The sequence below is a fragment of the Variovorax sp. GW821-FHT09A10 genome, assembly GCF_059418385.1.
Genome location: NZ_JBWKPT010000007.1, coordinates 243,677 through 267,815, shown reverse-complemented (window position 1 = coordinate 267,815; position 24,139 = coordinate 243,677). Strand labels below are relative to the sequence as shown.

Genomic DNA, 24,139 nt, shown 5'->3' with positions numbered 1-24,139 from the left:
CGGGTTCAGAGATCGATCTTGACCAGGGCCTTGATCGTACGCGGCGTGCCGACCGCCAGCCGCGTGCCGGCCGCCGACCAGTAGCGCTTGTCGCCCACGTTGTCGACGTTCAGCTGGAACGTGGTGCGCCTGCCCATGAGCTGCGCCACGTAGCGAGCGCCCAGACCGAAGACGGTGGTGCCGCCGATGAAGCCCTGGTTCAGGTCGTCGACGGGACGGCGCCCCGTGAAGTACGCGCCGCCGTTGACCGACAACCCCGGCACCGCCGCGATGTCGTACGAGACAAAGGCGCTCGCCGTGGTTCGCGCCGTGTTCTCGGGCCGCTTGCCGTCGTACTGCGCGTTGATGCGGCGGAACTCGGCGTCCAGCCACTGGCCCGAGAGCTGCCACGCCAGCGCGCGCGTGAGCCGCCCCTGCGCCGACACCTCGAGGCCGCGGTAGCGCTGGCGCCCGCTGGCCACGAAGGTGTTGGCGCTGTCGGTGTAGGCGCCGGGCCGTTCGATGTCGAACAGCGCGCCCGACAGCAGCGTGCCGCCGCCGGTCAGCCAGCGCAGGCCGATTTCTTTCTGCCGGCTCACGCCCGGCGGCATGCGCGTGTTCTGGTTGGCGGTGCCGGCCGGTGCCACCTCGCCCTCTTCCACGCCCTGCGAATACGACACGTAGGCCATGAGGTCGGGCGTGAACTTGTAGCTCAGCGCCGCCAGCGGCGTGGTCTTGCGCACGCTGTAGTCCAGGGCCGGCAGCGTGGCGCTCGCGCCCTGCCAGCTCTGGTAGCGCGTGTGGCGCAGGCCGGCCACCAGTTGCCACTGCGGCGAGAAGGTGATGCGGTCGAGCGCGTACAGGCCCAGCTCCTCGCTGTCCTGCGCGCCCGAGGTGGGCCGCGACGGCATCGCGCTCAGCGCCAGCGCGCCGATGGGCACCGGGTTGTAGAGGTTCTGCAGCGTGGTCGCACCGCCGTAGTTGCGCTGGAACACGGGCGCCTGCGTCTTGTCGCTGCGTGCCGCACCGAGCGTCAGCTCATGCTGCAGCGCGCCAGTGGCGAAGGTGCCGAACAGCTCGGCGCGCAGCAGGTCGGAGCGCTGCTCGAGGTGCTGCACGTTGCCCGTGAGGCGGCCGATACCGGTGCGCACGTTGTAGGTGCCGAACTGCGCCAGGCGCCGGTCGCGCTCGGCCTCGGAATGGCCGGCCTCCACGCTGAGCGCCCAGTGGTCGCTCAAGGCGTAGTCGGCGCGCAGCTGGGTGTTGGTGACCTCGGCCTCGAACACGGCCCAGGGCGGCGCGATCAGCTTGTGCGGATCGGGCAGCGCCGGCAGCGCGATGACGCCGTTCACGGCCGCGAGCCGCGCGATGCCGGCCTGCTCGGTGATGCGCTTGCGGTAGTGCTCGATGTCGGCCTTCAGCGTGAGCCGCCGGTTCACGCGCCAGTCGAGGGCGGCCGAGACGAATTTGCGGTCGCCGTCCACGCCGTCGATGGTCGAGCCCAACTGGCCGCCGGCCGCGTTCAGGCGCAGCCCGAACTGGTCGTTCTCGCCGAACTGGCGGCCGATGTCGACCTGCCCCTGCAGCCCGCCCTGGTTGTCGACGCTCATCCCCAGTGAGGTCACGGGCGCGCGCCCCGCGCGCTTGGTGACGAAGTTGATCACCCCCGCCGGCGTGGTGAAGCCGTAGTACAGCGCCGACGCGCCCTTGAGCACCTCGACGCGCTCCTTGTTCTCCATCGGAATTTCCGACACGTTGGGGATCGCGAGCGCGCCGTTGAGGCGGTAGTTGGTACGGTTCTCCACGGCGATGCCGCGGATGACGAGCTGGTCGAAGGTGTCGCCGCCGTTCTGCTGGCGCGTCACGCCGGCCGTGTTGCGCAGCACGTCGTACACGCCGGTGGCGCCCTGCAGCTCGATCACCTCGCGCGTCACGGTGTTGACCGTGGCCGGCACGTCCATCACGGACGCGCCCCGGAACGTGCCCGCCTCGACCGTCTCGGCCAGGAAGCCGTTGGCGCGCGAGGCCTCGACGTTGACGGTGCTCAGTTCGCCCGTTTCGGCGGCAGCCACGGATTGCGCGTGCGCTGCCTGCACGGCGGCGAGCGCGAGGCCCACACAAACTCTCTTCATTCAAATCCCTTGGATGTTCTTGGCGGCGCGCCTCCCGGCGCCTGGTGACGCTTCCGGCGTGCGGAAGCGGGAGGGATTATGAATGAGAGGAATTCTCATTTGACAACAGTTTCATGGCACTCGCCGATAGGATCGGGCGCCGGAGCGTTCCATGTCGAAACGCCATCAAGGAGGAATTCATGACTGCCAGTGAAACATCGACCAGACGGGACGCCCTGCGATGAAGACGGCCGGACGCCTGGCGCTCGGCGTGCTCGCCTGGGTCACCGTGGTCCCGCTGCTGGGACTTCTCTGCTTGTGGCTGGGCGCGGTGGTCTTTGACGCCCCCGAAGCCTCGTCCGTCATCCTGTATGTGACCGTGGCATTCAACATCGGCACGGCCGCACTGCTCTACTGGTATGGCGTGCCGAGCGTGCCGCACTGGGGCCGCCGCGTGGCCTACTTCGTCGGCTTCGTGGTGCTGCTGGTGGTCGCCAGCGCCGTCGTGACCTTCGGCGTCCAACTGCTCATCGCGATGCTGGTGACGTTCAGGCGCTGAGCTGGGGTCATGGAGACTTGGCCCGGTGGCACTTCCGGTGCGCGGAAGCGGCAGGGCTCCCGGATGAGCGGAAGCCTCATTTGACAACAGTGTTTTGGCGCTCGCGCCCCTAGCATCGCCTCCAGAGCGTTCCATTTCGAAACGCCAATCAGGGAGGAAAGTCATGAACACCAATGAAAACTCGGTGGGGCGTGCGCAGCACTCGGCGCCGTCGTTCACGCTGTACGGCCGGGTGGCGGCCGGTCCTGCCGGGCTTGTGGGAACCCCTTATCCCAGCCTGCACATCTCGCTGGTCATCGATGACGCCTATTCGGGCCTCACGGTGATCGATGGTCAACCGACGATGGGCGAAGCGGGGTTGCACAACGTGTTGCGGACCCGAACCAACGTCTATGCCAACACGCTGCCCACCGATGTCGTCGTCAAGATTCCATTGGCGCCGCCCGGTGGCATGAGCCCCGAGGCGCTCGCGCGCACACTGATGAGGCGCGCCACGGATTTTTCGAGCTACGTGTCTCCCTACAGCTTCCCCGCACGCCTGCGAGGCGACCGGATGAACCCCGGCGAATACAACAGCAGTTCGTACCTCGCCGCACTGCTGCGCGGCGTGATGGGCTCGGTCCCCGATCTCGGGGTGTCCGGCTATCAGGCGCCCGGCTGGGAAAGCCCGATGCCTCTTCACTTCTTCAAGGGCGAGGCCATCCGATGAAGGCGGCGGGGCGGCTCGCGCTCGGCGTGCTCGCCTGGGCCGCCTTGATCCCGCTCGCGGGAGTCCTCGGCATGTGGCTGGACCGGTCGGTCTTTCACTCTGCCGGGGCCACGCGCGTCATCGCCCATGCGATCGAGGGCGTGCTGATCCTCGCGGCCGCGCTGGTCTATTGGCGCTGCGTGCCGCGCGCGCCGAGCTGGGGGCGGCGCGTGATCCATCTCGTCGGCTTCGCGCTGCTGCTGACCGGCGTTGGCTACGTGGTCCTCGGCGCGACCGTTGCCCTTGTGGTGCTGCTGTTCGGGCTTTGAGCCGCCCCGCCTCCGCTACACCTTCATCGCCGCCGCCGACGCCCGCTGAATGCACTCGATGAAGTGCTGCGCCGCCGGCGTCGACGGCTGCCCGCGCCGGCGCACCACGCACACGTTCAGCACCGGCAGCGTCTCGCGCACGTCGACGCGGCGGATGCCGTGGCGCTTGAAGCTCAGCCCGGCCAGCGGCTCGACGAAGAGGCCGATCAAATCCATGTGCCCCACCAGCGCGAGCGCCACGGTGACCGAGTGGCCCTGCAGCACGCGCGTGGGCGGCGGCAATCCGAGCGGGGTGAACAGCGGCGCCACGGCGTTGGTTCCGCCGTGGTCGTCGCCCGGCAGGACCCATTCGGCGGCATAGAGGTCGTTCAGCGAGCGCGCGTTGCGCAGCGGATGGCGCTCGCGCAGGCCGACCACCAGCTGCACCGGGAACAGCTCCAGCGCCTCGAACTGCGGATCGAGCGTGCCGGGCACGATGTGCGCCACCGCGAAGTCGAGATACCCGTCGCGCAGCCGCGCGAGCATCCACGGCAGCACGGCCTCGCTGAACTGCACATCGACCGCCGGCAGGCGGGTGTGGAAGTCCTTGAAGGCGGCGGGCAGCACGGTGAGCGCGAACGAGGCGCTCACGGCCAGTGAGACCGAGCCGGTGGCGCCGTCGCGGATTTGCGCGATCTCGTCGCGGGCGCGTTCCATGTCGGCCAGCAGCAGCCGCGCACGCGGCGCGAAGGCCAAGCCGAACTGCGTGAGCCGCACGCCTTTCACACTGCGCTCCACCAGCGGCGCCCCGACCTCGCGCTCCAGCTCGCGCACGATCTTGGTCACGGCCGGCTGCGAAATGCCAAGCACGCGCGCGGCGGCGCGGATGCTGAGCTGCTCGACCACGGCCACGAAGGCATGCAACTGATTGGGTTTCATCTTTGGAGTGACAACCAAAAGTTATCGTTGACGCCCAATTATTGTCTTTTCATGACAGCGGCGAGTCTCTAGCATCCGCCGCGGTTCGGGCCCACGCGGCCTGCGCCCCCGATACACACAGGAGACACATGAACACCCTCGCTTCCCAGCCCTCGCCTTCCTCGCCGGCCCGCCGGCGCCAGACCATCGTGGCCACCACCATCGGCAACGGCCTGGAATTCTTCGACTTCACGGTCTACGGCTTTCTCGCGCTGGTGATCGGCAAGCTGTTCTTCCCCACCTTCAGTTCCTACGGCCAGTTGCTGCTGACGGTGGCGAGCTTCGGCGTCGGTTTCATCATGCGGCCGCTGGGCGGCATCGTGATCGGCGCGTACGCCGACCGCGCGGGCCGCAAGAAGGCCATGACGCTCACGATCTTCCTGATGGCGCTGGGCTGCGCGCTGATCGCCTTCACGCCGACCTACGCGAGCATCGGCGTCGCGGCGCCGATCGTGATCGTGCTGGCGCGCCTGATCCAGGGCTTCTCGGCCGGCGGCGAGGTGGGCGCATCCACCACGCTGCTGGTGGAGCACGCCACGCCCGCCAACCGCGGCTACATGGCGAGCTGGCAGTTCGCGAGCCAGGGCCTGGGCGTGCTGATGGGTGCCGTGGTGGTCGGCGTGCTGACCGTCTCGCTGTCCGCCGAAGCCATGCAGAGCTGGGGCTGGCGCGTGCCCTTCGTGCTCGGCATGCTGATCGCGCCGGTGGGCATGTACATCCGCCGCCACCTCGAGGAGTCGCTGCACATCTCGCCGGAAGACGCGAAGGCGCCGCGCGAGAGCAGCCTGAAGATCGTCTGCACGCAGCACGGCAGGACGGTGCTGGCCGCCATCCTCGCGCTGGTGGGCGGCACCACGGCGGCCTACGTGGTCACCTTCTACATGCCGACGTATGCCGTGCGCGAGCTCGGCCTCACGCCGTCGGTGGCGCTGTTCGGCGCGGCGCTCACGGGCCTGCTGTCGTTCGCGCTCGCGCCCTTCGTGGGCAAGTGGTCGGACATCGTGGGCCGCAAGCCGCTCATCCTGTGGAGCCGCATCGCGCTGGCGATCCTGATCTACCCGGGCTTCCTGTGGCTCAACGCCTCGCCGACGCCCACGGTGCTGTTCGTGGTGCTCGGCGTGCTGAGCATCGGCCTGGTGGGCCAGACGGTGCCGGGCATCACGATGCTGCCCGAGATGTTCCCGAAGGCGGTGCGCGCCAGCGGCATGTCGCTGGTCTACAGCGTGGGCGTGGCGCTCTTCGGCGGCTTCGCGCCCTTCGTCAGCACCTGGCTGGTCAACGCCACCGGCAGCAAGCTCGCGCCGGCCTGGTACCTGGTGGGGATGACGCTGGTGTCGCTGCTCGGGCTCCTTTGGTTGCGCGACCACACGGGCCGCGACATCGATGCCGCCAACGCCCACGCGCCGGCCTGATACCGTCTTCCTCCTTCCCGCCTTCATGCACAGGAATCTTCCCGCCATGTCCCAGCCTGCCACCGCCGCCACCCGCCATTTCTCGGGCACGTACGTCGAAGCCCGCGCCAAGTTCCTCGAGGCCGCCGCGGCGCGCGGCGCCACCATCGAGTCGTTCGTGCACCCCACGCACCGCGGCGCGCTCGGCGAAGAGCTCGCCACCGACGTCGCGCTGATCGGCGCGGCCGACGCGAAGAAGGTGCTGCTCGTCACCTCGGGCACGCACGGCCCCGAGGGCTTCTGCGGCTCGGGCGCACAGGTGGCCACGCTGAACGACGCCGACCTGCTCGCGCGCCTGGAGCGCGCGGGCGTCGCGCTGCTGCTGGTGCATGCGGTGAACCCGCATGGGTTCTCGCACCTGCACCGCACCAACGAAGACAACATCGACCTGAACCGCAACCACATCGACTTCAGCGCACCGCTGCCGGTGAACGCCGAGTACGCCGACGTGGAGCCGCTGGTGCTGCCCGCCAGCTGGCCGCCGACGCCGGCCGACGACGCGGCCGTGGCGAGCTACATCGCCACGCACGGCATGACCGCCTTCCGCGCGGCCGTCACGCGCGGGCAGTACACCTCGCCCGACGGCCTCTTCTACGGCGGCACCGCGCCGTCGTGGAGCAACCGCACCATCCGCGCCATCCTGCGCGGCTACGCGGCCTCGGCCACGCACCTGGGCTGGATCGACGTGCACACCGGCCTGGGGCCCTACGGCCACGGCGAAAAGATCTACCCGGGCCGCAACACGCCCGAAGACCTCGCGCTGGCCCATGCCTGGTGGGGCGCCGACGTGTTCGCGCCGTTCGCGGGCGACTCGGCCTCGGCCGACGTGTCGGGCCCGGTGATCTCGACCGCCTACGACGAATGCCCGAACGCGCGCGTCGCGCCCATGGGCCTGGAGTTCGGCACGCTGCCCGACCTGGAAGTGCTCGACCGCCTGCGCGCCGACACCTGGCTGCGCCGCCACCCCGAGGCGCCCGAAGCGCAGAAGCGCGAGATTCGCCGCCGCCTGCGCGACGCGTTCTACTGCGACAACGACGAATGGAAGGGCATGGTGCTGGGCCAGACCCGCGTCGTGCTCCTGCAGACCTTGCAAGGGCTGAGCAAGGCCTGATCCGGCGGACTTCGGCTCAGCCGAAGTTCGGCGCGCGCTTCTCGCGCAGCGAGGCCACGCCTTCGCGCACGTCGGCGCCCGCAAAGCCCATGAACTCCAGCGCCAGCGAAGCGTCGAAGGTCGGCCCCGCCTGGCGCAGCCAGTTGTTCAGCGCGTACTTGGTGAAGCGGATCGCGCTCTGGCTGCCGGCCGCAAGGCGGTCGGCGATCTCGTAGGCGCGCGGCAGCAGGTCGGCCTCGTCCACGGCCAGCGACACCAGGCCGATGCGCTCGGCCTCCTCGCCGCTCACCGGCTCGCACAGCAGCAGGTGGTACTTGGCCTTGGCCATGCCGCACAACAGCGGCCACACGATGGCCGCATGGTCGCCCGCCGCCACGCCCAGGCGCGTATGGCCGTCGACGATCTTCGCGTTCTTGCTCGCGATGGAGATGTCGGCCAGCAGCCCCGCCACCAGCCCCGCGCCCACGGCCGGACCGTGCATGGCGCTCACGATGGGCTTGTCGCAGTTGACGAGGTTGTAGACCAGGTCGCGCGCTTCCTTCCACACGCGCTGGCGCACGGTGTCGTCGGTGGTCATGTCCTGCACCATGCCCAGGTCGCCGCCGCCCGAGAAGCCCATGCCCTCGCCGCGCAGCACGGCGCAGCGCACCGTGTCGTCGGCCGCCACGTCGCGCCAGATCTCGGCCAGCTCGCGGTGGCCGTCATGGCCGGCCGTGGGCAGCTTGCCGTTGGCGGCGCGCATCTGGATGTCGAGCACCGCGCCGTTCGCGCCGCGGCGCGTGAGGGCGAGGGTCTGGTAGCGGGTGTAGTCCATGCGTGTGTCTCCGCCCCGCACGCACGGCCATGGCGCGGGGACTTCGTTCGATGAAGGAGAGAAGAAAGGCCGGAGGCCTATTTTTGCGCGGCCAGCTCGCGGCAGCGCTTCACGTTCGCATCGAAACGCGGCACCAGGCCCGGCTCGCAGCCATCGTCGGCGGGGTTCAGCCGGCACATGCCGACCACCGCGTAGTCCATGACGGCCGCCGTGCACATCGGGTAGGCGGCCAGCTCGGGGTTGGCCTTGGCCTTGAAGCCCCAGCGCTCGGAGAACTGCACCATGCGCGTCATCGCGCCGAGGAAGAAGCTGCGGTCCTTCGCGGCGATGGCCGCCTCCATGCGCGGCAGCTCCTCGTTGAGGTAGCCAACCGAGTCCAGCGGAAAGCCGGCGGGGTCGGGCTGCGGCTGCGCGAAGGCCGTGGCGGCCATCAGGGCCAGCGAGGCGCCCACGCAGGCGCGTCGCAACGGGAGGAAGAAGGCGGAACCGGTGGGCAGGTGGCGGTATGGCATGGCCTGCGATTCTGCAACGTTTGGAAGCATTTTTGCGCGCCGACCGATGCGCGCACGCGACGTTTTCAGGCGGCCACCGGCCTCCCCGCGCGGCGCGGGACAATGGCCGCTTCCGTTTTCCCTTGCAAAGACCCCCATGGCCCGACGCCCCCAACGACAGCTGCGCACCATCGAGCGCGGCATCCTCTGCCTTCTGATCGGCGTCGCCGTGCTGCTGGGGCCGCGCTTCCTGCAGGGCACGCGCTGGTTCGACATGGTGGCCGGCGCGTACCTCGTCGGCTGGTTCGCGCTCGCGCTGGGGGTGGCGCTGGTCGGCGTGGGCCTGTTCCAGCGCGGCAAGCCGGACCGCTGAGGCCCGGCCGCAAGGTCAACAGGCGCTCAGTGCGCCGCCGCCTTCTTGCCGCGCAGCTTGCCGACGAGTTCCACCACGGCCAGCACGACGGCGCCGGCCACGAGGCCCACGACGGCATTGACGCCCATCGAGCCCAGCGTGCCGAACACGCCGCCCGTGGCCTTGGCCCAGTCCTCGACCGCATGGCCGAATGCCGGCACGCCGTGCACCAGGATGCCGCCGCCCACGAGGAACATGGCGGCCGTACCGGCCACCGACAGGCCCTTCATGAGCCACGGCGCCGCCGCCAGGATGCCGCGGCCCAGGGCGCGCGCCGCCGCGCTGCTGCGCTGGCTCAGGTACAGGCCCGCGTCGTCGAGCTTCACGATGCCGGCCACGAGGCCGTAGACGCCCACCGTCATGATCAGCGCGATGCCGACCAGCACGCTGAGCTGCGTCGTGAACGGCTGGCCCTGCACGGTGCCCAGCGTGATGGCGATGATTTCGGCGGAGAGGATGAAGTCGGTGCGCACCGCGCCCTTGATCTTGTCCTTCTCGACCGCGACCACGTCGACCGTGGTGTCGGCCACCGCCTGCTGATGGCGCGCGGTATCGGCCTCGTGCTCCTGCTTATGCAGGAACTTGTGGGCCAGCTTCTCGGCGCCCTCGAAGCACAGGAACGCGCCGCCCACCATGAGCAGCGGCGTCACCAGCCAGGGCAGCCAGGTGCCGATGGCCAGTGCGGCCGGCACCAGGATGGCCTTGTTGACGAGGGAGCCCTTGCACACGGCCCACACCACCGGCAGCTCGCGCTCGGTGCGCACGCCGGTGACCTGCTGCGCGTTCAGCGCCAGGTCGTCGCCGAGCACCCCGGCGGTCTTCTTGGCAGCAAGCTTGGTGAGGACGGCGACGTCATCGAGCACGGTGGCGATGTCGTCGAGCAGCAGGAGCAGGCTGGTGGCCATGGGCGAAGTCGGGCTGTGGAAGAAGCGGCGAGCTTATCCGCAGCCGATGGCCGCGCCGGTGAAGACCGTACGCGGCATCCGGGGGTGGATCAGTCCACCGCCCGCTTCAGGCGGATCTCTTCGACGCGCACCGTGCCCAGGGCGGTGGTCTTGGCGGTCTTCATCTCGCGCTTGAAGCCGGCGAGTTCGTGGAAGCGCATGGCGCGGTCGTTGCGCAGCGGCACCCAGATGGTGACCGTGGTGCAGCCTTCTTCGGCCAGGCCTTCGCGGGCGGCGTCCCACAGGGCCACGCCGGCGCCCTTGCCCCAGTGCTCGGGCTTGACGTAGATGGCCCAGATCTCGCCCGTGGTGGGCGGCGTCTTGGGGTCGCGCGAGCGGTCGAAGCCCACGAAACCGACGATCTCGCTGCCGTGCGTCACCACATGGACCTGGGGTTCGCTGAACTCGATGGCCTCGCGCCACTTGGCCTCGCGCGAGGCGGGGGCCAGCACGCGCAGGTCGTCTTCGGACAGGATGCCTTCGTAGGCGGCCTTGGCAGAGAGGGCATGGACTTCGGCGACGGCCTTGGCGTCGCGCATCGTGGCGGGGCGAACTTCGTAATCGGACATGAAAGCGGAAAAACGTGTGGAACCGGCTATTGTCGCCGCACCGCTAAACTCCTCCCGCATCCGCACGTATCAACTGGAGAAAGCACATGGCCAAGGGTCAGCAACGCACCAACAAGGAAGCGAAGAAACCGAAGAAGGACACCTCGCCGCCGAAGGCACCCACCGGCGGCATCGAGCCCGTGCGCACTGTCACCACGGCAGTGATTCCGCGCGGCAAGCTCAAGAACAAGTGACCGACGTCCCCGCGCCCGCCCCCAAGCCGGCGCAGCCGCGCAACCCGTTGCATGGCCTCACGCTGGAGGCCATCGTGACTGCGCTGGCCGACTACTACGGCTGGGAGCAGCTGGGGCACCTGGTGCCGATCCGCTGCTTCATCAGCGAGCCCAGCGTGGGTTCCAGCCTCAAGTTCCTTCGCAAGACGCCCTGGGCGCGCGACAAGGTCGAGAGCCTGTACCTCTTCATGCTGCGCGAGCAACGCCGCGAACAGCAACAGCAGCAAGAACCTCCCGCGCAATGAAGGTCCGTCTCGAACCGTCGGGCCTCGAATTCGAGGCCGAGGCGGGCGTCACGCTGCTGCATGCGGCGGAGGCGGCCGGCATCGAGCTGCCCAGTTCGTGCCGCAACGGCACCTGCCGCACCTGCATCTGCCAGCGGCTCTCCGGCGAGAGCCGCCATCTCATCGAATGGCCGGGCCTGAGCTTCGACGAAAAGATCGACGGCTGGATTCTTCCCTGCGTGGCCGTGGCGCAGAGCGACCTCACGCTCGACGCGCCGCAGGCCCGCGCCCTCTTCGACTGACGATCAGGACCGCGCCGACGCCGGCGCCGCGACCCCCAGCCGGTCGCGCTGCGCGAGCGACGGGAACAGGCGGAACCACGTCAGCGCCACCAGCATCGTTCCCACGCCGCCGAGCACCACCGAGCCGACCGGCCCCAGCAGCGCCGCGGTGGCGCCCGATTCGAACTCGCCGAGCTGGTTGCTCGCGCCGATGAAGATCGAGTTGACCGCGCTCACCCGCCCGCGCATGGCGTCGGGCGTTTCCAGCTGCACCAGCGTCTGGCGGATCACGACGTTGACCATGTCGGCTCCGCCCGATACCGCGAGCGCGACGAGCGAGACGAGAAAGCTCTTCGACAGCCCGAACACCACCATGCACAGCCCGAACGCCCCCACCGCCAGCAGCAGCGTGCGCCCCACGTTGCGCTCGACCGGCCGGCGCGTGAGCGCAATCGACATCACCAGCGCGCCCACCGCCGGTGCGCTGCGCAGCAGGCCCAGGCCCCAGGGGCCAGTGTGCAGGATGTCCTTGGCATAGATCGGCAGCAGCGCCACCGCGCCGCCCAGCAGCACCGCGAACAGGTCGAGCGACACCGCGCCCAGCACCGGCTTGCGCTTCCAGATGAAATTGACGCCCGCGAACACCGTGGCCAGCGTGACCGGCTCGCGCGCGGCCGGCGCGTGGTCGTAGCGCAGCCGCAGCACCAGCACGCAGGCCACCGCGAAGCACAGCACGCTCGCGCCGTAGACCACCGCCATGCCCGCCACGAACAGCAGCCCGCCGAGCGCGGGCCCGCCGATGATCGCGCCCTGCATGCCGGCCGAGCTGAACGCCATCGCCCGCGACAGCAGCAGCGGCGGTACCAAGAGCGGCGTGAGCGCCTGCTGTGCCGGCATCTGGAAGGCGCGCACCGCGCCCAGCACCAGCGACAGCCCGAGCAGCAGCCCGCGCGTGTCGTTCTTGTGCAGCACGGCGAAGAGCAGCGCCAGCGCCACCGTGCCCTGCACCGCGAAGCACACCGCCACGATGCGGCCCCGGTGATGGCGGTCCACCACATGACCGGCCAGCAGCGCCAGCAGCAGCGCGGGCACGAACTGGTACAGCCCGACCAGGCCCAGGTCCCATGCGCTGCCGGTCAGCTCGTACATGTGCCAGCCGATGGCCACGAGCATCATCTGCGAGGCGGCGGTGCCGAAGAGGCGCGCCACCCACAGCTGCATGAAGGGGCGCTCGCGCCTCAGGTCGGTGAACGTGGGAGACAAGGGAGAAGAAGCGGCACCGGGCATATCGGTCGAGGATAGCCCAGCCTTCTTCCGGCTTTCTGAGCCTCTCTACACTCGCTGTCCCCATGACCGCTTCGCCGCCCGACCTGCTCCCCATTCACGAAGACGCCCACCTGCTGGTGCTCGACAAGCCCGCCGGCCTGCTGTGCGTGCCCGGGCGCGGCGAGGACAAGCAGGACTGCCTGAGCGCACGCGCCCAGCGCCAGTGGCCCGACGCGCTCATCGTGCACCGGCTCGACATGGGCACCAGCGGCCTCGTGGTGATGGCGCGCGGCCTGGAGATGCAGCGCGTCCTGAGCGCGGCCTTCGCCGACCGCGAGGTGCACAAGCGCTACGAAGCCGTGGTCGACGGCGTGATGCCGCAGCGCGATGACTGGTCGCTCATCGACGCCCCGCTGATGGCCGACTGGCCGCGCCGGCCGCTGCAGAAGATCGACCCGGCCGGCAAGCCCAGCCTCACGCGCTGGCGCGCACTGGCCAGTGTGTCGCCGCCCGGCGGCCCGGCGGCCACGCACGTGCTGCTGGAGCCGCTCACCGGCCGTTCACACCAGCTGCGCGTTCACCTGCTGTCGATCGGGCACCCGATTTTGGGCGACGCGCTGTACGGCGACGCCGCGCTGCAGGCACGCGCACCGCGCCTGCTGCTGCATGCCAGGGAGTTGGGGTTCGTGCATCCCGCGACGCGGGAGCCGTTGCACTTCGAATCTGCGGCGGGCTTCGTGCTCAGCGGCCCTTGACGACGAGCACCGGCATGGTGGCGTCCTGCAGCACGCGCTGCGTCACGCTGCCCAGCAGCAGTTTCTCGATGCCGCTGCGGCCGTGCGAGCCCATCACGATCAGGTCGGCCGCGATGGCGATGGCGGTGTCCACGATGCCTTCGTGCACCACGTGGCCGTCGATCACGCGCTGGTCGCTGTGCAGGCCTTCGGCCGCCAGGGCGGCCACGCCGCGTGCGAGCGCCGCGTTGGCGCTGGCGGTGGCCGCCGCGAGGTATTCGTTCTGGCCGAGCGCATAGTCCGCGCCCACGCCGATGAAGGGGTAGTTGTCGATCACGTGGATCAGCGTGATGCGGCTGCCGAAGGCCAGGGCGAGACCGCTGGCCTTGCTGACCGCGAGCATGGAAGTTTCGGAGCCGTCGATGGGGACCAGGATGTGATTGAACATGGCGGGACCTCGCTTAGCGTTCGCAGACAGACAGACTGACGGACCCGGTTCGCACCGGGTCGGGCCCCGAATTTAACCGCTATACAGAACCCGCCCTGTAGGACTCCGACCAGCGAAGTCCGCAGGCGTCTCAATCCCCCTGGAAACCCTCAGACCGGCAGGTGACGACGAGCGTGTCGCGCCACCCATCGCCGCCCTCTTCCAGCGGCTGGATCGGCGTCGATTCGTGGATCACGCGCGCGTCGTCCAGCAGCAGCAGCGTCCACGGTTCGGTCATGGTGAAGCGCTCGCCGCGCCGGCCGTTGGCCTCGAACACGCGCGTCTCGCCGCCCTTGATGCCCTGGCGCCCGATCAGCACCACCGCCACCAGGTCGACACCGTCGCGGTGCGCGCCTTCGGGCGTCGGGCGGCCGATGCCGCCGGCGGTGTCGATGCGGAACTGGTGCGCTTCCACGAACCAGCGCTGCGGTGCGCCGCGCATGTCGCTGCTGACCTGGCCCAGCTGCTGCATCAGCCGCTGCCACACGGGCTGCGCCACCGTGGCGTCGAGCATCGGCGCGAACCAGCGCTGCATGCCGCCGTGCAGCGCGTTGTATTCCACCGGCTGCCAGTGCGCGCGGTGCGGCACCTGCGCCAGCGTGGCGTCGGCCTCGACCGTGAAGCAGGCGTGGCGCCGCGTGCGGTAGCGCCCGCCGTCCTTCAGGTATTCGTCGGGCGGCAGGTCGTTCCAGTCGGCGTGCAGCGCCTCGAGCTGCGCCAACGGCACGCCGAGCCAGTCGCACACGCCCTGCGGGCTGAGCACCGCATAGCCGTGCTCGCGCAGCGCACCGGCCAGTTCGGCCGGCGGCGTGAACGGGGGAGCGAAGGCGGCGGTGCTCACTGGGCGCTGACCTTCACGTCCTTCCAGAACGCGACGCGGTCACGGATTTCCTCGGCTTCGGGCTTCGGGTCGGGGTAGTACCAGGCGGCGTCGGCGTGGAGCTCGCCGTTGACCAGCAGCGAGTAGTAGTTCGCCGAGCCCTTCCACGGGCAGGTGGTCTTGTGGTTGCTGAAGGTGACCACGTCGCGGTTGAGCGAACTCATCGGGAAGTAGTGGTTGCCTTCGACGAGCACGGTGTCGTCGCTTTCGGCGATGGTGACGCCGTTCCAGGTTGCTTTCATGGGATCGATCTCCGGGGAGGTGCAAGGTGCCGATGCCGCATTGCGCGCTCGGGACAGCGGCTATTGTGACGCTGGCGCGACGTGCTTTCCTTGCGCCGGGTCATCCCGGCCCGATGCCGGCAGGGTTTCCCCCGCAACCTCAGCCGCGACCGCGCCCCGTGCGCCCCGACGCCGGCTCGAGAAACAGCTGCCGGAAATAATTGCGGAACGCGGTCATCGCCGGCGAAAACTCCACGCCCTGTTTCCACCCCAGGCCGATGTTCATCGTGGGCACCGCGTCGCGCAGGTTGATGGTCTCGATGCGCTTGCCTTCCAGCGACCACGGGCGGTAGACCATGTCCGACAGCACCGTCACGCCCAACCCGTTGGCCACCGTGCTGCGCACCGCCTCCACCGAACTCGTGCGCAGCCGGATCTGCGGCTGGTGCGGCGTCTTGCTCCAGTACTTGAGCGCGGTGGCCGCGGCCTCGTCCACGGTGAGCATGATGTAGGGCTCGGCCGCCACGTCGGCCAGTGTCACCTCGGCCTTGTCCAGCAGCGGGTGCTTGGCCGGCACCCACAGCCGGCGCTGCGAACCGAAGAAGGTTTCGAGCGACAGCTCGCGCAGCACCACGTTCGAGGTGAGCACCACGCCGATGTCGTAGCGCTGTGTGATCAGGCCCTCCTCGATGGCCTCGCGCGCCACCTCGTGCACCTTCACCGTCACCTGCGGGTGCAGCTGCTCGAAGCGCTGCAGGTGGTGCGGCAGGAAGTAGCCCAGCACCGTGTAGCTGGCCGCGATGGTGAGCGAGCCCTCGACGTTCTCGCCTTCGTGCGGCATGCGCACCGCTTCGTCGGCCGCCGACAGCACCGCGTAGGCGTGGCTCAGAAAGCGGCGCCCGGCCTTGGTGAGTTCCACGCCGTGCGGATGCCGCTCGAAGAGCTGCTGCCCCATCAGCTCCTCGAGCTCGCGGATGGCGGTGGTCACGGCCGACTGCGAGATGTTCAGTTGCAGCGCCGCGTGCGAGATGCGCCCCACCTCGGCCACCGCCGAGAAGTACTTGAGCTGGCGAAGGGTCAGGGACATGGCGCCGTCTTCCTAGGGTATTTACGGATACGCGCTGCCCGCCTCGGGCGAAAACCCGATACCGCGCGATCGCTTCCCTCCAGCGTAGCGCCCAATCCAACCGCTTGCAGCATCTGTTTTTCAGATATCGGGCCGCCTGAAAACAATGCTTTTCGGCCTTTCGACTGCTGGCTAACCTTCGCGCCAACCTGCACCGCCCCCTTGGCGATGCGCACCACACAAAGGCGGGACGACGTGACGAAGACAACGCGGATCGATCTGAATTCCGACATGGGCGAAGGCTTCGGCCCCTGGACCATCGGCGACGGCGTCGACGAGCAGCTCATGCCGCTGATCAGCTCGGCCAACATCGCGACCGGCTTCCATGCCGGCGACCCGAACATCATGCGCAGGATGGTGCTGCTGGCCCGCGAACACGGCGTGGGCATCGGCGCGCACCCGGGCTTTCGCGACCTCGTGGGCTTCGGGCGCCGCCACATCACCGCGCCGGCCGACGAGCTGGTGAACGACATGGTCTACCAGCTCGGCGCGCTGCGCGAGTTCGCGCGCCTGGCCGGCATGACGCTGCAGCACATCAAGCCGCACGGCGCGCTGTACATGCATGCGGCGCGCGACGAGGCGCTGTCGCGCGCCCTCATCACCGCGCTGCAGCAGATCGAACCCACGCTGCGCCTGTTCTGCATGGAATCGTCGGTCACCTTCCAGGTGGCACGCGAGCTGGGCCAGCCGGTGGTGCGCGAGTTCTATGCCGACCGCGACTACGACCTGAGCGGCTCCATCGTCTTCACGCGCCGTGTCGGCGCGCTCGACCCCGAGGCCGTGGCCGCCAAGGTGCTGCGCGCCTGCACCGAGGGCGTGGTGCGCACGGTCGAAGGAGAAGACATTGCGATCGGCTTCGACTCGGTCTGCATCCACAGCGACACGCCCGGCGCGCTCGCGCTGGTGCAGGCCACGCGCCGCGCGCTGGCCGACCACGGCATCGAAGTTGCGGGCCTGGCGGCCTGAGCGTTTTTTTCTTGTTTCTGATCTTGTTCCAGGAGTGCACCGATGCCCGCTACCCATGACGTCCTGAGCCCGCTGCCGGGCACCTTCTACCGCCGCTCGGCGCCCGACGCGCCGCCGTTCAAGGCCGAAGGCGACACCGTGGCCGTGGGCGACGTGCTCGGCCTGGTCGAGGTGATGAAGCAGTTCAGCGAAGTCACGGCCGACGCGGCCGGGCGCCTGGCGCGCTTCGCCGTCGAGAACGGCGAGCCGGTCGATCCGGGCCAGCTGCTGGCCGTCATCGAAACGGCCTGAGGCAACCGCCCATGACCGCCGCATTCGACACACTGATGGTCGCCAACCGGGGCGAGATCGCGGTGCGCATCATCCGCGCCGCGAAAGAACTGGGGCTGAAGACCGTCGCGGTCTACAGCGACGCCGACGCGCAGAGCCTCGCGGTGCGCATGGCTGACAAGGCCGTGCGCATCGGCCCGGCGCACGCCACCAAGAGCTACCTGAGCATCGACGCGATCCTGCAGGCCGCCGCCGACAGCGGCGCCGGCGCGGTGCATCCGGGCTACGGTTTTCTTTCGGAGAACGCCGCGTTCGCCGAGCGCGTCGAGGCCGCGGGCCTGGTATTCGTGGGCCCGACGCCACATGCGATCCGCACCATGGGCGACAAGGCCGCGGCGCGCGCCGCCGCCCTGCGCGCCGGCGTGCCCACCGTGCCCGGCAGCGCAGGCGTGGTGACCGACCCCGACACCGCCGTCGAAGTCGCGAAGGACATCGGCTACCCGATCATGATCAAGGCCTCGGCCGGCGGTGGCGGGCGCGGCATCCGCGTGGCGCACGACGAGGCCGAGCTGCGCCAGCAGTTCGCCACCGCCACCGCCGAAGCGCAGGCGGCCTTCGGCAACGGCGAGGTGTACCTCGAACGCTTCATCCGCCAGGCGCGCCACATCGAGGTGCAGATCCTGGGCGACGGCGAGCGCGTGGTGCACTGCTTCGAGCGCGAATGCTCGCTGCAACGGCGTCGCCAGAAGGTGTGGGAAGAAGCGCCCTCGGCCGCCATCAGCGAGGCCACGCGCGCCGCGCTGTGCGAATCGGCACTGCGGCTCGCACGCGCCGTGGCCTACCGTGGCGCGGGCACGCTCGAGTATTTGTACGACGATGACACGCGCGAGTTCTTCTTCATCGAGATGAACACGCGCATCCAGGTCGAGCACCCGATCACCGAGATGGTCACCGGCGTCGACCTCGTGAAGGAAATGCTGCGCATCGCGCTGGGCCAGCCGCTGCGCCTGCAGCAGGAAGACATCCGCCTGAACGGCGCGGCCATCGAGGTGCGCATCAACGCCGAGAACGCGGCGAAGAACTTCATGCCGAGCCCCGGCCTCGTGTCGCAGCTCGTGGTGCCGGGCGGCCCGGGTGTGCGCTTCGACACCTTCCTGTTCCCCGGCTACACCGTGCCGGCCTACTACGACTCGCTGCTCGGCAAGCTCATCGTGCACGACACCGACCGCGCCAGCGCGCTGGCCCGCATGCGGCGTGCGCTCGACGAGTTGCAAGTCGAAGGCATCCACACGACGATCCCGCTGCACCGCGCGCTGTGCGAGGACGCTGATGTGGCGAAGGCCGCGTTCCACACGGGATTTCTCGAAACCTGGCTCGCCGCGAATCCACTCGCCGACGCGCCTCCTCTGTTGAAGGTGGCCGCATGACCGCTGCAAGCACCCTCCCTGCGCAAGCCCGCTACAGCTTCGGCGGCGACGAGCACCTGTTCGTCGAGATCAGCGAAGAGATGTCGCTGCCCGCCTTCTTCAAGGGCATGGCCATCTGCAACGCGCTGCGCCGCCGCGCCCTGCCGGGCGTGACCGAGATCTGCCCGGCCAACGCCGCCTACCTCGTGCGCTTCGACCCCGATGCGATCGCCCCCGACACGCTGCTCGCCACGCTCAAGGAGATCGAAGCGGGCCTGGGCGATGCCGACCTGCAGATGCAGACGCGCATCGTCGAGATTCCCGTGCTCTACAACGACCCGTGGACGCACGAAACGCTGATGCGTTTTCGCGAGCGCCACCAGGACCCGTCGAGCACCGACATCGAGTACGCCGCACGCATCAACGGCCACGCCTCGGTCAAGGCCTTCATCGAGGCGCACTCGTCGGCACCGTGGTTCGTGTCGATGGTCGGCTTCGTGGCCGGCCTGCCCTTCCTGTTCCAGATGGTCGAGCGCCAGCGCCAGATCCAGGTGCCCAAGTACCTGAGCCCGCGCACCGACACGCCCAAGCTCACGCTGGGCCACGGCGGCTGCTTCAGCTGCATCTACTCGGTGCGCGGCGCGGGCGGCTACCAGATGTTCGGCGTCACGCCCGCGCCGATCTTCGACCCGGCGCAGCGGCTGTCGTACCTCAAGGACCTGATGGTGTTCTTCCAGCCCGGCGACATCGTCAAGTGGAAGCCCATCGACCGCGCCGAGTACGACCGCCAGGTCGCGCAGGTCGAGGCCGGCACCTATGCGCTGCGCATCGCGCCGGTGTCGTTCTCCCTCAACGAGTTCCTGGCCGACCCCGACGGCTACAACCAACAACTGCTGAAGGTGCTCCATGGCGATTGACGTGCTCAAGCCCGGCCTCGCGACCAGCGTGCAGGACGCCGGCCGCCCCGGCTACTACCACCTGGGCATTCCGCTGTCGGGCGCGCTCGACCAGCAAAGCCTGGTGCTCGCGAACCTGCTGGTGGGCAACGACGAGGGCGCGGCCGTCATCGAAAGCACGCTGCTCGGGCCCGAGCTTCAGTTCGACGCCCCCGCGCTGGTGGCCGTGACCGGCGCCGACGCGAAGGTCAAGCTCAACGGCAACGAGATGCCGCGCAATGAATCCTTCACGGTGCAGGCCGGCGACAAGCTGAGCTTCGACTTCATGAAGCTCGGCGCGCGCATGTGCATCGCCGTGGCCGGCGGCATCGACGTGCCGGTGGTGCTGGGCAGCCGCTCGACCTACGGCCTGGGTGCGTTCGGCGGCTTCAACGGCCGCAAGCTGCTGGCCGGCGACAAGCTGCCCGTGGGCACGCCTTCGGCCAAAACCCGCGCAGGCCGCACGGTCGATGCCGCGCTGCTGCCGGTGCTCGAAAAAGAAGTGGCCCTGCGCGTGCTGCCGGGCATCTACTTCCATCGCCTGCAGGAGGTGTCGGTGCACAGCTTCTTCGCCGACACCTGGACCGTGGGCTCCGAGGCCGACCGCATCGGCTACCGCTACAAGCACGGCACGCCGCTGAAGTTCCAGGACCGCACGCCGCCCTTCGGCGCGGGCGACGACCCGTCGAACATCGTCGATGCGGGCTACCCCTACGGCTCCATCCAGGTGCCGGGCGGGCGCGAGCCGATCATCCTGCACCGCGACGCGGTGTCGGGCGGCGGCTACGCCATGGTCGGCACGGTCATCAGCGCCGACATGGACCTCATCGCCCAGATGCAGCCCAACCACAAGGCGCGCTTCGTCGAGGTCGACATGGCGCAGGCGCTCGACGCCCGCGCCGAACGCCGACGACGGCTCGACCGCCTGCGGGCCGCACTCGCGGCCTGACGCGTTCCCCCTCCCCCTTTTCTTCACCGCTGTCACCCAAGGAGTTCTTCATGAACAGCTCGCCCCTGCGCGTTTCATTGATCGCCGCTTCGCTCGCCGCCGCCCTGGCGTGGCACGCCCCAGCCTCGGCCGCCGACTGGTTCCCCTACAAGGCCGAGGCCACCGAGCCCGCCTTCTCGGCCGAAGGCACGAAGAAACCCATCGACTACACGCCGCTGGCCAAGGCGTCGAAGAAGTGGGACATCTGCGTGTCGTTCCCGCACATGAAGGACGCCTACTGGCTCGGCGTGGACTACGGCGTGATCGAAGAGGCGCGCCGCCTGGGCGTGAAGCTGCAGGTGGTCGACGCGGGCGGCTACACCAACCTGAGCAAGCAGGTCTCGCAGATCGAGGACTGCGTGGCGCGCGGCGCCAACGCGGTGGTCATCGGCGCGATCTCGGGCGATGGGCTGAACAACGTCATCAAGGCCACGGCCGCCAAGAAGGTGCCGGTGATCGACCTGGTCAACGGCATCAGCTCGCCCGACCTGTCGGCCAAGTCGCTGGTGTCGTTCTACACGATGGGCCACTCGACTGGCGAGTACCTCGCCAAGAAGCACCCGGCCGGCTCGCCGCCCGTGAAGGTCGGCTGGTTCCCCGGCCCGGCCGGCGCGGGCTGGGTCGAGGCCGCGCACAAGGGCTTCATGGAAGCGATCAAGGGCAGCGCCGTGACGGTGCTCGACCCCAAGTACGGCGACACCGGCAAGGAAGCGCAGGCCAAGCTGGTCGAAGACGTGCTGCAGGGCAACCCCGACCTGGCCTACGTGGCCGGCACGGCCGTCACGGCCGAGGCCGCCACCGGCATCCTGCGCGCACGCAACCTCGACAAGAAGGTGCAGGTGCTCTCGTTCTACATGACGCCGGGCGTGTACGAAGGCATCCAGAAGGGCCGCATCGTGGCCGCGCCGGCCGACTCGATGGTGATCCAGGGCCGCATCGCGGTCGACCAGGCCGTGCGCCTGCTCGAGAACAAGGACGTGGTGAAGCACGTCGGCCCGAAGATCTTCGTGGTCGACGCCGGCAACATCAAGAGCGTGAAGCAGGCCGACATCCTGCCGCCGACCGGCTTCAAGCCGGTGTTCGAGGTCAAGTAAGCCGGCCATGGCTCCCGTGCTGCTGCAGACCCTCGGCCTGGGCAAACGCTACCCCGGCGTGCTCGCGCTCGATGCGATGGACTTCGAGCTGCGCGCCGGCGAGGTGCACGTGCTGTTCGGCGAGAACGGCGCCGGCAAGTCGACGCTGATCTCGCTGCTGGCCGGTGCCAACGTGCCGACCGCGGGCGAGATCCGGATGCACGGCGCGCCGGTGAAGTTCGCCAACGTGCACGACGCGCGGCGCCACGGCATCAGCGCGGTGTTCCAGGAGTTCTCGCTGATCCCCACGCTGTCGGTGGCGCAGAACCTGAGCCTGGGCGGAGAGCCGTGCCAGCGCGGCCTGCTCGACCGCGCGGCGGTGCGCGAACGCGCCCGCACGATGCTGGCCGACCTGGGCTTCGAGATCGACGTCGACGCGCCGGTGGCGGGCCTCACGCGCGCGCAGCAGCAGATGGTGGAGATCGCCAAGGGCCTGCGCGGCGAGGTGTCGGTGCTGATCCTCGACGAGCCCACGGCCTCGCTCACCGACACCGAGACGCAGCGCCTGTTCGAACTGGTGGCGCGGCTGAAGGCGCGCGGCGTGGGCATCGTCTACATCTCGCACCGCATGCAGGAGATCGCACAGATCGCCGACCGCATCACGGTGCTGCGCGACGGGCGCAAGGTCACGACCGTGGAAGCGAACGCCACGAGCGCCGACCGGCTCATCGAGCTGATGAGCGGGCGCGCCATCGACAACATCTACCCGCGCATCACGGCCACCCCCGGCGAGGTGGTGCTGCAGGTCGAAGGACTGGCTTCGCCCAACGGCGTGCGCCATGCCAGCCTCACGGTGCGGCGCGGCGAAGTGGTCGGGCTGGCCGGATTGGTCGGCTGCGGCAAGTCGGAGCTGTTCCGTGCGATCTACGGGCTCGACCCCGTGAGCGAAGGCCGCGTGCTGTTCAAGGGCCGGCCACGCACCGGCGCGACGGTGCGCCAGCTGCTCGACGAGGGCCTGTTCTACCTGCCGCCCGACCGCAAGGGCGAAGGGCTGGTGCTCGGCTTCACGTCGCGCGCCAACATCACCTTGCCCCTCGTGCACGGGCCGCTGCGCGGGCGCGGCGGCTGGCTGCGCAAGCGCCTCGGGCGCCGGCTTTCGACGACGGCCGCCGAGCGCGTCGAACTCGCGCCGCGCAACCTCGAACGGCCCGTGGGGCTGCTCTCGGGCGGCAACCAGCAGAAGGTGCTGTTCGGCAAGGGCATGACGCGCGACGCCGCGCTCTACGTGTTCGACGAGCCCACGGTCGGCGTCGACGTCGGCACCCGCAGCGCGCTGTACGAGGTGATCCGCAAGCTCTGCGAAGGCGGCGCGGCGGTGGTCGTGATCTCGTCCGACCTGCCCGAGGTGCTGCACCTGAGCCATCGCGTGTACGTGATGTGCCGCGGCGAGATCACCGGCGAGCTGCACGGCGACGCCATCCAGGAAACCGCCGTGCTCAACCTGTTTTTCGGCCCCAGCGAGAACCCCTCCTCATGACTTCGCCTTCCCTCACCGCCGCCCCGGCGGCTCCCACGCCCGGCCTGGCCGGGCGCGCCCTCGGCCTGCTGCGCAGCCTCTTCCTGCGCCTGGGCGTGCTGCCCTTCATGCTGGTGATCGCCTGCGTGGTGTTCGCCACGCTGTCCGACCAGTTCCTCACGGTGCAGAACCTGGTGAACCTGCTGCGCCAGTCGGTCTACCTGATCCTCGTGTCGCTGGGCCAGATGCTGGCGCTGGTCACCGGCGGCTTCGACCTCTCGGTGGGCACGGTGATGGCGATCACCTCGGTGGTCTCGGCGCTTGCCATGCAGGCGCTGGGCGCGGCCTTTCCCGACGCGGCCTGGATGGTGGTGCTCGTGGGCTGCGCCTGCGGGATGCTCGCCGGGCTGGTGGTGGGCCTCATCAACGGCTTCGGCGTGGCGGTGATCGGCGTGTCGCCCTTCATCGTGACGCTGGGCGTGCAGTCGATCGGCTTCGGCTTTGCGCTGTTCCTCACGGGCGGCGTGCCGGTGTCGGGCATGCCGGCGCAGTTCAGCGAGCTGTTCGGCTTCGGCACCGTGCTCGGCGTGCCGGTGCCGATCCTCGTGACGGCCGTGTGCGTGGCCGGCATGGGCCTGCTCATGGGCCGCCTGCCGACCGGCACGCACCTGCTCGCGGTGGGCGGCAACGCCAAGGCCGCAGCGCTGTCGGGCATCGACACGCGCCGCGTGCTGCTCATGGCCTACCTGCTGTGCGCGGGCCTGGCGGCCGTGAGCGGCCTGCTGCTCACGGCACGCGTGGAAACCGGCGAGGCCAACCTCGGCGGCACCGTGGCGCTCGAATCGATTGCGGCCTGCGTGATCGCCGGCGTGAGCCTGCGCGGCGGCATCGGCCGCGTGCCCAACGTGGTGATGGGCGCGATCTTCATCGGCCTGGTGCAGAACGGCATGAACCTGGCCAGCGTGGGCTCGTACCTGCAGATGGTGGTGCTGGGCGCGCTGCTGATCGTGGCCGTGGTCGCCGACCAGATCCGCCATCGCATGGTGGCGCCGGGCAGCCACTGAGCTTCACACCCCAAC

29 protein-coding genes are annotated in these 24,139 nt (G+C 69.4%); 18 read left to right on the top strand and 11 right to left on the bottom strand.

The annotated features are described in order from the left end of the window. Window positions 1-5 precede the first annotated feature (5 nt). Window positions 6-2,111 carry a TonB-dependent siderophore receptor gene (locus AC07Q9_RS24550; protein WP_495312086.1) on the bottom strand — a complete coding sequence of 702 codons (2,106 nt, stop codon included), beginning with the start codon at window positions 2,109-2,111 and terminating at the stop codon, window positions 6-8. 220 nt (window positions 2,112-2,331) lie between these two features. Between AC07Q9_RS24550 and AC07Q9_RS24545 the strand changes: the two genes are divergently transcribed. From AC07Q9_RS24545 to AC07Q9_RS24535, 3 genes are all read left to right on the top strand, one after another. Then, the gene (locus AC07Q9_RS24545; RefSeq protein WP_307587522.1) at window positions 2,332-2,649 is read left to right on the top strand and encodes a hypothetical protein; all 318 of its coding nucleotides are present in this window, start codon (window positions 2,332-2,334) and stop codon (window positions 2,647-2,649) included. Window positions 2,650-2,812: 163 nt separating this feature from the next. After that, window positions 2,813-3,358: a hypothetical protein gene (locus AC07Q9_RS24540; RefSeq protein WP_495312085.1), complete on the top strand. Its 546-nt coding sequence runs from the start codon at window positions 2,813-2,815 to the stop codon at window positions 3,356-3,358. Continuing rightward, entirely contained in the window at window positions 3,355-3,666 is a 312-nt protein-coding gene (locus AC07Q9_RS24535; RefSeq protein ID WP_495312084.1) for a hypothetical protein, read from the top strand. Before AC07Q9_RS24540 ends, AC07Q9_RS24535 begins: the two co-directional genes overlap by 4 nt. Before the next feature lie 15 nt (window positions 3,667-3,681). On the opposite strand, the gene AC07Q9_RS24530 is transcribed toward AC07Q9_RS24535, so the two are convergent. Continuing rightward, window positions 3,682-4,584, bottom strand: coding sequence for a LysR substrate-binding domain-containing protein (locus tag AC07Q9_RS24530; protein WP_159275969.1), 903 nt, complete (start codon window positions 4,582-4,584; stop codon window positions 3,682-3,684). Between the two features lie 128 nt (window positions 4,585-4,712). Between AC07Q9_RS24530 and AC07Q9_RS24525 the strand changes: the two genes are divergently transcribed. Together AC07Q9_RS24525 and AC07Q9_RS24520 are read left to right on the top strand one after the other, a co-directional pair. Then, window positions 4,713-6,035 carry an MFS transporter gene (locus AC07Q9_RS24525; RefSeq protein ID WP_495312083.1) on the top strand — a complete coding sequence of 441 codons (1,323 nt, stop codon included), beginning with the start codon at window positions 4,713-4,715 and terminating at the stop codon, window positions 6,033-6,035. A 46-nt stretch (window positions 6,036-6,081) separates the two neighbouring features. Further along, complete coding sequence (locus AC07Q9_RS24520) at window positions 6,082-7,185, top strand: M14 family metallopeptidase (protein WP_495312082.1); 1,104 nt, start codon at window positions 6,082-6,084, stop codon at window positions 7,183-7,185. A gap of 16 nt (window positions 7,186-7,201) precedes the next feature. On the opposite strand, the gene AC07Q9_RS24515 is transcribed toward AC07Q9_RS24520, so the two are convergent. Both AC07Q9_RS24515 and AC07Q9_RS24510 read right to left on the bottom strand, forming a co-directional pair. Next, the gene (locus AC07Q9_RS24515) at window positions 7,202-7,999 is read right to left on the bottom strand and encodes an enoyl-CoA hydratase/isomerase family protein (protein WP_070062549.1); all 798 of its coding nucleotides are present in this window, start codon (window positions 7,997-7,999) and stop codon (window positions 7,202-7,204) included. A gap of 77 nt (window positions 8,000-8,076) precedes the next feature. Next, a complete protein-coding gene (locus AC07Q9_RS24510; protein WP_495312081.1) occupies window positions 8,077-8,511 on the bottom strand; it encodes a hypothetical protein in 435 nt (144 codons plus the stop codon). Window positions 8,512-8,647: 136 nt separating this feature from the next. On the opposite strand from AC07Q9_RS24510, the gene AC07Q9_RS24505 reads away from it, so the two are divergent. Next, window positions 8,648-8,863, top strand: coding sequence for a hypothetical protein (locus AC07Q9_RS24505; RefSeq protein ID WP_095948954.1), 216 nt, complete (start codon window positions 8,648-8,650; stop codon window positions 8,861-8,863). Between the two features lie 26 nt (window positions 8,864-8,889). On the opposite strand, the gene AC07Q9_RS24500 is transcribed toward AC07Q9_RS24505, so the two are convergent. Together AC07Q9_RS24500 and AC07Q9_RS24495 are read right to left on the bottom strand one after the other, a co-directional pair. Next, window positions 8,890-9,807, bottom strand: coding sequence for a DUF808 domain-containing protein (locus tag AC07Q9_RS24500; RefSeq protein WP_495312080.1), 918 nt, complete (start codon window positions 9,805-9,807; stop codon window positions 8,890-8,892). 89 nt (window positions 9,808-9,896) lie between these two features. Then, window positions 9,897-10,415, bottom strand: a complete 519-nt coding sequence (locus AC07Q9_RS24495; protein WP_062477596.1) for a GNAT family N-acetyltransferase — start codon at window positions 10,413-10,415, stop codon at window positions 9,897-9,899. 86 nt (window positions 10,416-10,501) lie between these two features. On the opposite strand from AC07Q9_RS24495, the gene AC07Q9_RS24490 reads away from it, so the two are divergent. Genes AC07Q9_RS24490 through AC07Q9_RS24480 form a run of 3 tightly spaced genes read left to right on the top strand, consistent with a single transcriptional unit; the run spans window position 10,502 to window position 11,213 of the window. Further along, window positions 10,502-10,648, top strand: coding sequence for a hypothetical protein (locus tag AC07Q9_RS24490; protein ID WP_167395057.1), 147 nt, complete (start codon window positions 10,502-10,504; stop codon window positions 10,646-10,648). Continuing rightward, entirely contained in the window at window positions 10,645-10,932 is a 288-nt protein-coding gene (locus tag AC07Q9_RS24485) for a VF530 family protein (protein WP_495312079.1), read from the top strand. Before AC07Q9_RS24490 ends, AC07Q9_RS24485 begins: the two co-directional genes overlap by 4 nt. Beyond that, complete coding sequence (locus AC07Q9_RS24480; protein WP_354343678.1) at window positions 10,929-11,213, top strand: 2Fe-2S iron-sulfur cluster-binding protein; 285 nt, start codon at window positions 10,929-10,931, stop codon at window positions 11,211-11,213. Before AC07Q9_RS24485 ends, AC07Q9_RS24480 begins: the two co-directional genes overlap by 4 nt. A 3-nt stretch (window positions 11,214-11,216) precedes the next feature. On the opposite strand, the gene AC07Q9_RS24475 is transcribed toward AC07Q9_RS24480, so the two are convergent. Then, window positions 11,217-12,413: an MFS transporter gene (locus AC07Q9_RS24475; protein ID WP_495312128.1), complete on the bottom strand. Its 1,197-nt coding sequence runs from the start codon at window positions 12,411-12,413 to the stop codon at window positions 11,217-11,219. Between the two features lie 128 nt (window positions 12,414-12,541). Between AC07Q9_RS24475 and AC07Q9_RS24470 the strand changes: the two genes are divergently transcribed. Beyond that, a complete protein-coding gene (locus AC07Q9_RS24470; RefSeq protein WP_495312078.1) occupies window positions 12,542-13,213 on the top strand; it encodes an RluA family pseudouridine synthase in 672 nt (223 codons plus the stop codon). On the opposite strand, the gene AC07Q9_RS24465 is transcribed toward AC07Q9_RS24470, so the two are convergent. From AC07Q9_RS24465 to AC07Q9_RS24450, 4 genes are all read right to left on the bottom strand, one after another. Further along, window positions 13,200-13,640, bottom strand: coding sequence for a universal stress protein (locus tag AC07Q9_RS24465; RefSeq protein WP_056579296.1), 441 nt, complete (start codon window positions 13,638-13,640; stop codon window positions 13,200-13,202). The genes AC07Q9_RS24470 and AC07Q9_RS24465 overlap by 14 nt on opposite strands. A 130-nt stretch (window positions 13,641-13,770) precedes the next feature. Continuing rightward, window positions 13,771-14,520 carry a 2OG-Fe dioxygenase family protein gene (locus AC07Q9_RS24460; protein WP_070062542.1) on the bottom strand — a complete coding sequence of 250 codons (750 nt, stop codon included), beginning with the start codon at window positions 14,518-14,520 and terminating at the stop codon, window positions 13,771-13,773. Further along, the gene (locus tag AC07Q9_RS24455) at window positions 14,517-14,801 is read right to left on the bottom strand and encodes a DUF427 domain-containing protein (RefSeq protein WP_056579293.1); all 285 of its coding nucleotides are present in this window, start codon (window positions 14,799-14,801) and stop codon (window positions 14,517-14,519) included. Before AC07Q9_RS24455 ends, AC07Q9_RS24460 begins: the two co-directional genes overlap by 4 nt. 139 nt (window positions 14,802-14,940) lie before the next feature. Then, window positions 14,941-15,867, bottom strand: coding sequence for a LysR family transcriptional regulator (locus tag AC07Q9_RS24450; protein WP_070062541.1), 927 nt, complete (start codon window positions 15,865-15,867; stop codon window positions 14,941-14,943). A gap of 234 nt (window positions 15,868-16,101) precedes the next feature. Between AC07Q9_RS24450 and AC07Q9_RS24445 the strand changes: the two genes are divergently transcribed. From AC07Q9_RS24445 to AC07Q9_RS24410, 8 genes are read left to right on the top strand one after another with little or no spacing between them, the layout of a single operon-like run. Beyond that, the gene (locus AC07Q9_RS24445; protein ID WP_495312077.1) at window positions 16,102-16,872 is read left to right on the top strand and encodes a 5-oxoprolinase subunit PxpA; all 771 of its coding nucleotides are present in this window, start codon (window positions 16,102-16,104) and stop codon (window positions 16,870-16,872) included. Between the two features lie 42 nt (window positions 16,873-16,914). Then, window positions 16,915-17,163: an acetyl-CoA carboxylase gene (locus tag AC07Q9_RS24440; RefSeq protein ID WP_489058263.1), complete on the top strand. Its 249-nt coding sequence runs from the start codon at window positions 16,915-16,917 to the stop codon at window positions 17,161-17,163. An 11-nt stretch (window positions 17,164-17,174) separates the two neighbouring features. After that, window positions 17,175-18,569, top strand: coding sequence for an acetyl-CoA carboxylase biotin carboxylase subunit (locus tag AC07Q9_RS24435; RefSeq protein WP_495312076.1), 1,395 nt, complete (start codon window positions 17,175-17,177; stop codon window positions 18,567-18,569). Further along, window positions 18,566-19,465 carry a 5-oxoprolinase subunit B family protein gene (locus AC07Q9_RS24430; RefSeq protein WP_495312075.1) on the top strand — a complete coding sequence of 300 codons (900 nt, stop codon included), beginning with the start codon at window positions 18,566-18,568 and terminating at the stop codon, window positions 19,463-19,465. Before AC07Q9_RS24435 ends, AC07Q9_RS24430 begins: the two co-directional genes overlap by 4 nt. Further along, window positions 19,455-20,432, top strand: a complete 978-nt coding sequence (locus AC07Q9_RS24425; RefSeq protein WP_495312074.1) for a 5-oxoprolinase subunit C family protein — start codon at window positions 19,455-19,457, stop codon at window positions 20,430-20,432. Before AC07Q9_RS24430 ends, AC07Q9_RS24425 begins: the two co-directional genes overlap by 11 nt. A gap of 50 nt (window positions 20,433-20,482) precedes the next feature. Further along, complete coding sequence (torT, locus tag AC07Q9_RS24420; RefSeq protein WP_495312073.1) at window positions 20,483-21,565, top strand: TMAO reductase system periplasmic protein TorT; 1,083 nt, start codon at window positions 20,483-20,485, stop codon at window positions 21,563-21,565. 7 nt (window positions 21,566-21,572) lie between these two features. After that, window positions 21,573-23,081 carry a sugar ABC transporter ATP-binding protein gene (locus AC07Q9_RS24415; RefSeq protein WP_495312072.1) on the top strand — a complete coding sequence of 503 codons (1,509 nt, stop codon included), beginning with the start codon at window positions 21,573-21,575 and terminating at the stop codon, window positions 23,079-23,081. Continuing rightward, the gene (locus AC07Q9_RS24410) at window positions 23,078-24,124 is read left to right on the top strand and encodes an ABC transporter permease (RefSeq protein WP_354343694.1); all 1,047 of its coding nucleotides are present in this window, start codon (window positions 23,078-23,080) and stop codon (window positions 24,122-24,124) included. The genes AC07Q9_RS24415 and AC07Q9_RS24410 overlap by 4 nt, the downstream gene beginning before the upstream one ends. Window positions 24,125-24,139 lie beyond the last annotated feature (15 nt).

What these genes read in the sequence shown, in the direction of transcription:
- AC07Q9_RS24550 (WP_495312086.1), bottom strand. Translation starts at nt 2,111, where the DNA reads ATGAAGAGAGTTTGTGTGGGCCTCGCGCTCGCCGCCGTGCAGGCAGCG.
- AC07Q9_RS24545 (WP_307587522.1), top strand. Translation starts at nt 2,332, where the DNA reads ATGAAGACGGCCGGACGCCTGGCGCTCGGCGTGCTCGCCTGGGTCACC.
- AC07Q9_RS24540 (WP_495312085.1), top strand. Translation starts at nt 2,813, where the DNA reads ATGAACACCAATGAAAACTCGGTGGGGCGTGCGCAGCACTCGGCGCCG.
- AC07Q9_RS24535 (WP_495312084.1), top strand. Translation starts at nt 3,355, where the DNA reads ATGAAGGCGGCGGGGCGGCTCGCGCTCGGCGTGCTCGCCTGGGCCGCC.
- AC07Q9_RS24530 (WP_159275969.1), bottom strand. Translation starts at nt 4,584, where the DNA reads ATGAAACCCAATCAGTTGCATGCCTTCGTGGCCGTGGTCGAGCAGCTC.
- AC07Q9_RS24525 (WP_495312083.1), top strand. Translation starts at nt 4,713, where the DNA reads ATGAACACCCTCGCTTCCCAGCCCTCGCCTTCCTCGCCGGCCCGCCGG.
- AC07Q9_RS24520 (WP_495312082.1), top strand. Translation starts at nt 6,082, where the DNA reads ATGTCCCAGCCTGCCACCGCCGCCACCCGCCATTTCTCGGGCACGTAC.
- AC07Q9_RS24515 (WP_070062549.1), bottom strand. Translation starts at nt 7,999, where the DNA reads ATGGACTACACCCGCTACCAGACCCTCGCCCTCACGCGCCGCGGCGCG.
- AC07Q9_RS24510 (WP_495312081.1), bottom strand. Translation starts at nt 8,511, where the DNA reads ATGCCATACCGCCACCTGCCCACCGGTTCCGCCTTCTTCCTCCCGTTG.
- AC07Q9_RS24505 (WP_095948954.1), top strand. Translation starts at nt 8,648, where the DNA reads ATGGCCCGACGCCCCCAACGACAGCTGCGCACCATCGAGCGCGGCATC.
- AC07Q9_RS24500 (WP_495312080.1), bottom strand. Translation starts at nt 9,807, where the DNA reads ATGGCCACCAGCCTGCTCCTGCTGCTCGACGACATCGCCACCGTGCTC.
- AC07Q9_RS24495 (WP_062477596.1), bottom strand. Translation starts at nt 10,415, where the DNA reads ATGTCCGATTACGAAGTTCGCCCCGCCACGATGCGCGACGCCAAGGCC.
- AC07Q9_RS24490 (WP_167395057.1), top strand. Translation starts at nt 10,502, where the DNA reads ATGGCCAAGGGTCAGCAACGCACCAACAAGGAAGCGAAGAAACCGAAG.
- AC07Q9_RS24480 (WP_354343678.1), top strand. Translation starts at nt 10,929, where the DNA reads ATGAAGGTCCGTCTCGAACCGTCGGGCCTCGAATTCGAGGCCGAGGCG.
- AC07Q9_RS24475 (WP_495312128.1), bottom strand. Translation starts at nt 12,413, where the DNA reads ATGCAGCTGTGGGTGGCGCGCCTCTTCGGCACCGCCGCCTCGCAGATG.
- AC07Q9_RS24470 (WP_495312078.1), top strand. Translation starts at nt 12,542, where the DNA reads ATGACCGCTTCGCCGCCCGACCTGCTCCCCATTCACGAAGACGCCCAC.
- AC07Q9_RS24465 (WP_056579296.1), bottom strand. Translation starts at nt 13,640, where the DNA reads ATGTTCAATCACATCCTGGTCCCCATCGACGGCTCCGAAACTTCCATG.
- AC07Q9_RS24455 (WP_056579293.1), bottom strand. Translation starts at nt 14,801, where the DNA reads ATGAAAGCAACCTGGAACGGCGTCACCATCGCCGAAAGCGACGACACC.
- AC07Q9_RS24450 (WP_070062541.1), bottom strand. Translation starts at nt 15,867, where the DNA reads ATGTCCCTGACCCTTCGCCAGCTCAAGTACTTCTCGGCGGTGGCCGAG.
- AC07Q9_RS24440 (WP_489058263.1), top strand. Translation starts at nt 16,915, where the DNA reads ATGCCCGCTACCCATGACGTCCTGAGCCCGCTGCCGGGCACCTTCTAC.
- AC07Q9_RS24435 (WP_495312076.1), top strand. Translation starts at nt 17,175, where the DNA reads ATGACCGCCGCATTCGACACACTGATGGTCGCCAACCGGGGCGAGATC.
- AC07Q9_RS24430 (WP_495312075.1), top strand. Translation starts at nt 18,566, where the DNA reads ATGACCGCTGCAAGCACCCTCCCTGCGCAAGCCCGCTACAGCTTCGGC.
- AC07Q9_RS24425 (WP_495312074.1), top strand. Translation starts at nt 19,455, where the DNA reads ATGGCGATTGACGTGCTCAAGCCCGGCCTCGCGACCAGCGTGCAGGAC.
- torT (WP_495312073.1), top strand. Translation starts at nt 20,483, where the DNA reads ATGAACAGCTCGCCCCTGCGCGTTTCATTGATCGCCGCTTCGCTCGCC.
- AC07Q9_RS24415 (WP_495312072.1), top strand. Translation starts at nt 21,573, where the DNA reads ATGGCTCCCGTGCTGCTGCAGACCCTCGGCCTGGGCAAACGCTACCCC.
- AC07Q9_RS24410 (WP_354343694.1), top strand. Translation starts at nt 23,078, where the DNA reads ATGACTTCGCCTTCCCTCACCGCCGCCCCGGCGGCTCCCACGCCCGGC.